This is a genomic window from Mangrovibacterium sp. (assembly GCF_059905295.1).
This window is the reverse complement of sequence record NZ_JBZQJF010000146.1, coordinates 1-5,483: the sequence shown is the minus strand read 5'-3', so window position 1 is coordinate 5,483 and position 5,483 is coordinate 1. Positions and strand designations below refer to the sequence as shown.

At 47.3% G+C, this 5,483-nt stretch carries 6 protein-coding genes; 4 read left to right on the top strand and 2 right to left on the bottom strand.

What is annotated here, in order from left to right:
- Together AC37HE_RS07815 and AC37HE_RS07810 are read left to right on the top strand one after the other, a co-directional pair.
- On the top strand, nt 1-1,768 hold a 1,768-nt coding region (locus tag AC37HE_RS07815; protein WP_500782253.1), incomplete at its 5' end, for a glycosyl hydrolase family 95 catalytic domain-containing protein.
- 350 nt (nt 1,769-2,118) lie between these two features.
- The gene (locus AC37HE_RS07810) at nt 2,119-2,835 is read left to right on the top strand and encodes a hypothetical protein (protein WP_500782252.1); all 717 of its coding nucleotides are present in this window, start codon (nt 2,119-2,121) and stop codon (nt 2,833-2,835) included.
- Nucleotides 2,836-3,025: 190 nt separating this feature from the next.
- On the opposite strand, the gene AC37HE_RS07805 is transcribed toward AC37HE_RS07810, so the two are convergent.
- A complete protein-coding gene (locus AC37HE_RS07805; protein WP_500782251.1) occupies nt 3,026-3,307 on the bottom strand; it encodes a hypothetical protein in 282 nt (93 codons plus the stop codon).
- 116 nt (nt 3,308-3,423) lie between these two features.
- Between AC37HE_RS07805 and AC37HE_RS07800 the strand changes: the two genes are divergently transcribed.
- Together AC37HE_RS07800 and AC37HE_RS07795 are read left to right on the top strand one after the other, a co-directional pair.
- The gene (locus AC37HE_RS07800; RefSeq protein WP_500782250.1) at nt 3,424-3,858 is read left to right on the top strand and encodes a MarR family winged helix-turn-helix transcriptional regulator; all 435 of its coding nucleotides are present in this window, start codon (nt 3,424-3,426) and stop codon (nt 3,856-3,858) included.
- A gap of 39 nt (nt 3,859-3,897) precedes the next feature.
- Complete coding sequence (locus AC37HE_RS07795) at nt 3,898-4,530, top strand: NAD(P)H-dependent oxidoreductase (RefSeq protein WP_500782249.1); 633 nt, start codon at nt 3,898-3,900, stop codon at nt 4,528-4,530.
- A gap of 366 nt (nt 4,531-4,896) precedes the next feature.
- Here the strand turns inward: AC37HE_RS07795 and AC37HE_RS07790 are convergent, their stop codons facing one another.
- Nucleotides 4,897-5,097, bottom strand: a complete 201-nt coding sequence (locus AC37HE_RS07790) for a hypothetical protein (RefSeq protein ID WP_500782248.1) — start codon at nt 5,095-5,097, stop codon at nt 4,897-4,899.
- Nucleotides 5,098-5,483 lie beyond the last annotated feature (386 nt).

Below are 5,483 nucleotides of genomic sequence, written 5' to 3'. Positions count from 1 at the left end.
GGGGATTCAACTAGTCCATGGCAAAGAAGCACTCATCCTCGTTTCGGCAGCAACAAGCTTTAACGGTCCCTACAAATCCCCCGCTTTCGAGGGAAAAGACTACCAGGCAATAGCCGACAGCATCCTGAGCAAGGCTGCACAAGCCAACTGGAACAGCCTGAAGCAAAAACATACGGTCGATTACCACTCCCTCTTCAACCGGGTGAAGCTTGACCTGGGGCAACTGCCCGGAACAGATACCATCCCAACCGACCAGCGCATCATCTCCTTTTACCAAAATGAAGATCCGTCCATGGTATCTCTGCTATTTCAATATGGCCGCTACCTCTTAATATCCAGCTCACGCCCCGGAACACAGGCTGCCAACCTTCAAGGAATCTGGAGCCGCTCGGTACAACCACCCTGGAATTCCAACTACACGCAAAATATCAATGTGGAAATGAACTACTGGCCCGCCGAACCGACCAACTTGAGCGAGCTAACCAATCCGCTGATGAACCTGATAAAAACCAATGCAGTTAAAGGCAGAGCGGTAGCCAAATCGTACTACAAGCTCGATGGATGGTGCAGTCACCACAATGGCGACATCTGGGGGCACTGTGCTCCGGTAGGCGACAACGGCCACGATGATCCCATGTGGGCCAACTGGCCGATGGGTGGCGTATGGATGCTTAGCCATGCCTGGGAGCATTACGCTTTTACCGGCGACACAGCTTTCCTGGCCGATATGTACCCGCGCATGAAAGGTGCTGCCCGCTTTCTCATTGGTCTGTTATCCGAAGATGCTGAAGGCTACCTGCAAACACGCTTTGGTACTTCTCCCGAAAACCAGTTTCACGATCCCCAAACCGGCGAACCCGTATCGGTTTGTGCCGGCCCGGCCAGCGATCTGTCCATGACCAACGAGCTACTCAATCACTGCCGGCTGGCAACACAAATATTAAATACCGACCCCGAATTCAAGGCCGAGCTCGACAGCCTGATTCCGCGCCTGCAGCCCTTCCGTGTAAACGACAAAGGCGTGCTCATGGAGTGGAACGAAGATTTCGAGGAAGTAGATCCCCACCATCGTCACCTTAGCCACCTGTATGGTTTTCACCCGGCAAATCAGATCAACCTGTGGAATACTCCCGAACTCTTTACAGCCGTCAAAAACTCATTGCTGCGACGTGGCGACGAGGCGACAGGATGGTCTATGGGCTGGAAAACCAATATGTGGGCCCGAATGCTGGATGGCGACCATGCCCTCAAAATCATCAGCAACCTGTTTTACCCCATGGATTTTGGCCCGCAACGGGAAGGCCATGGAGGAGGCGGCATGTATAAAAATATGCTCGATGCCCATCCCCCCTTCCAAATAGACGGCAACTTTGGCGTTACAGCCGGTATTGCTGAAATGCTACTGCAAAGCCATGCCGGTGCCATTCACCTGTTGCCGGCCCTGCCCTCCAAATGGCAAAACGGATCGGTGAGCGGACTAAAAGCCAGGGGTGGATTCACCGTCGATATCAGCTGGAAGGATGGTAAACTGGTTACAGCAACCATTCATTCGGCTTTAGGCGGAAAATGCTTAATCCGCTCCGAGTGGCCTTTGGATCTCCCCGAAGCTCCTGCCGGTGAAGCATCCAACAAGCTGATGGCACCCACCCCAATCCCGGCTCCCGAAGTGTTCGGAACCCCCGACCTTCAGCCCAAAAACACAAAAACCTATTATTTATATGAACTGAATGTCCCCAAAGGCGGACAACAGGAAATCAAAAGTATCTGACAAGCATTAAGTACGATAATAGAGGAGGACAATTCAATTTGTTCTCCTTTTATTTTTCCGGACCGGCACCATTGGCAAGCCACACCAGTCTTTTTGAATTCCGTCCTCGATAAAAAGTAGACCAGGTCTCGCTCCGGACAAGCGTCCATCTACATTCGATTGTTTTCAACTGCATTCTCTTATTTTCCACCACTTTCATCCCTGTTGGTGAATTCGCTGAGTCATGTCTGTTTTTGTTGCAAAAAAAAGCTAACCCATGCATTTTTTACCAAATGGTAAATTTCAATTCAATAGACTCCCGTAACTTGGTAACTACAAAATTGCGATACAAACACCTAAAATTGAAAACTATGACAAACCGAATTTACAGTTGCAAAGACGTGGACATGTTGATGGCATCTCTAACCATCATGAAGAGTTTCAAAACCAATCTAGCCGACCTTGGTCTAATCCGATCCAACTGGACGGATACTTATGAAAGTGACCTCTCAACGCGCATACAAAATGCGATTGACAACTACCTCGGGCTCGACAAAAAGGGGGAACAACGAAAAGCCACCCTGCTACTTCACAGCATTCAGGAACCGGCACAAAAAGCACTCTCGTTTCTGAAAACGCAAATTGAAGTCGATTTTAAAATAAATGCCGACGAAATATTGCAAACACTGGGCTACACCAGCAATTGGAAAACTGCTCGCACAGACGATCAGGAAGCACTAATACAGCTACTCTACGCCTTTAAAAAGGGAATGACCGATGCGCTAAAAACCGAATTGACTGGCAAAGGCACCAATCCAACTTTAATCGAAAATATTATCGGCTATGCTGCCCAACTGGAAGAGGCCAACGTAAACCAGGAAATCCTGAAACAAACCAGTAAAGAATTAACCGAAGAAGCTGTTGTCGAACTAAACGCCATTTACCTCCAGATAATCGGGATCTGCAAAATTGCCTCTAAATACTACGAAAACCAACCAACACTGGCCAATCAATTCACCTTTATCCGGGTGGTCGACAACATGCATAGTGAAGAAGCTAAAAATAACAACAATCTTCCCGATGTGTAAATTGAGTCCTGTTTTTACCTACACTACACATCAACAAAAGCCGTCTCCAAAAAAGATGGCTTTTCTCTCAGTTAGACGAAACCTACACGTTGTCCATTTCCGCTTAGACGCCACTTTTATCCTACTCTTCTCAATAAGCAATCGAATAACAAGCACCGTCCAACCATTCGCGATCTCCAATTGTCATACTTCACCAGGTAGATGCTTCCTTTCCACTCTTAGCCAGCTTACCTCCACTACCAGTAACATTACCGACATACATCGAAGGAGTTCCTCCACTCCTGGAAACCTGACCGACACTCATCGATGGAATACCGACACACATCGAAGCTCTATCGACATACCTCGACAAGTCAACTCCACACATTGTTACCCTATTGACGCTCATAGCAACAATACCGACACACATAGCCAGCTTTCCGACACAGTTCGCTGAAATGCCGACACAACCAGTTACCTGCGTCAAAGACAAATTTACCCTTATTTAAGACTTAGACATCCGATTTGTTAACTCAATATTAAGCTTCACCCAATTAAATTGTGCACAATTTATTTTAAACCTATATTTGTCCCATCAAATTCAAGATCATGAACGACATGCTGAAATTGAAAAGTCAGGCTTGCTTTCCCATCTACGCCTTGTCGCGGGAAATCACCAGTACCTATCGCCCGTTTCTGGACGAGCTGGATATTACTTATCCGCAGTACCTGGTGATGATGGTGCTTTGGGAAGAGGATCCGCAATCCGTTAACCAAATTGGGCATAAGCTGGATCTGGACAGCGGTACGCTCACCCCCTTGCTGAAACGGTTGCAAGCTAAGAAGCTCATCAGCCGCAATCGGAAATCCTGCGATGAGCGGGTGGTCGAAATCAGCCTCACTCCAACCGGGAAAGACCTGGAAAAAGCTGCCGAGCAGATTCCTCTGAAAGTAATGGAAGCCATGAATGTTACAGCCGAAGAATTACAGGAGCTTAAAGATGTCGTCACCAAAATTTTGAATAAACAACGAACAAAAGATTAAGACACAATTAGAAATAATTAGAAGAAAGGAAACAGAACAATGTCATTACTGGAAAATTTAAACTGGCGCTATGCCACTAAAAAGTACGACCCAACCAAAAAAGTATCACAAGAAGATGTTGATAAAATTGTCGAGGCGGCCCGCTTGGCACCAACATCATCAGGCTTGCAACAATTTAGAGTAATTGTAGTGTCGAATCAGGAATTGAAAGAGAAGATGGTTCCTATTGCCTGGGGTCAACAAATCATGGCCGACGCATCGCATGTACTGGTATTTGCAGCTTGGGACCGTTACACCGAAGAGCGCATCGACACCATTTACGATCGTACAACCGACGAGCGAGGCTTACCCCGTGGACGTTTCGGATCGTACACCGACAAACTGAAAGCCGCTTACCTCCCTCAAACAGAAGAAGAAAATTTTGTACATACAGCCCGCCAATCTTACATTGGCTTCGCTTTAGCCATTGCTCAGGCTGCCGAACTGAAAGTTGACTGTACCCCGGTTGAAGGCTTTACAACGGAAGAAATGGACGAACTGCTCGGACTAAAAGAAAAAGGACTAAAAAGCGTGACCCTGCTGCCAATTGGCTACCGCGATAGCGAAAGCGACTGGCTGGCACCCATGAAAAAAGTTCGCAACCCTAAGGAAGAATTCGTATTGGAATATTAATCCTCACCCTATGATACACAACGAAAGACTACCCATCCCGGGTGGTCTTTTTCGTCTATTTTATCCTGTCACGAAATAGACAGCCCCTCCGGTTCAAGGACATTAACATGGAACGTTGCCCAACATGCCGTTTAAGCGAAAAGCTTAGTAGCGAAACAACGGTAAAGAAATGAACAGCAAACCGCTTCTCATATTTCCCCAAACCGCCGAAGGGGCTTAAGTAATCTGCACGATATCCAGCCCTAGCAAGCTCGAAGCGCCCCCGCCTAATGAAAAAGGCCGTTAAGAAAACAGTTGGAGCGTACGTTAAAAAATTGTGCCTGTCCGACGAGTCCGGCCACTGCCGGATGAGGAGTTTGAACAATTTTAGCCCTCGGAAACTGTTTTTAGTTCTTTTTCATTCAGCGGCGGCTCTTTTTGATTCCTTTTTCCAGCTGCAGGGAAAAAGGAATAGCCTGTCCGGCTAGAGAACAAAAAGAGGAACAGAAACAGATGAGCAAGGTACTGGATAGGATTACTGCGGAACTTAACAATTAACTGACTCTCCCCTGATTCATCTAAAATCATGATTTTAGATGAATCTGTCCCCTCTCTGCTGGCAGAGAGGGGTGGCGCGAGTATTACGAGCGACGGGGTGAGTCAAGACCAGCTGAAGGGAAAAGGAATAGCCCGTCCGGCTGGAGGACAAAAAGAGGAACAGTACAAAAAAGGATCATTCAAACCATGCGGCGCAGGCACAATCAGCACAACAAGCAACATAGCACGTGCGCCTAATGACGCAAAACCACTCCACCCGGGGCTACCCAAATTTCACCCGCTAGGGTGATTCTTTTTGAATTCCGTCCTCGATAAAAAGTAGGCCGGTCTCGCTCCGGACAAGCTTCCATCTACATTCGATTGTTTTCAATTGCATTCTCTTATTTTCCACCACTCTCATCCCTATTGGTGAATTC

Coding starts and splice junctions, on each gene's coding strand:
- AC37HE_RS07810 (WP_500782252.1), top strand. CDS start 2,119: ATGACAAACCGAATTTACAGTTGCAAAGACGTGGACATGTTGATGGCA.
- AC37HE_RS07795 (WP_500782249.1), top strand. CDS start 3,898: ATGTCATTACTGGAAAATTTAAACTGGCGCTATGCCACTAAAAAGTAC.
- AC37HE_RS07790 (WP_500782248.1), bottom strand. CDS start 5,097: ATGATTTTAGATGAATCAGGGGAGAGTCAGTTAATTGTTAAGTTCCGC.
- AC37HE_RS07800 (WP_500782250.1), top strand. CDS start 3,424: ATGAACGACATGCTGAAATTGAAAAGTCAGGCTTGCTTTCCCATCTAC.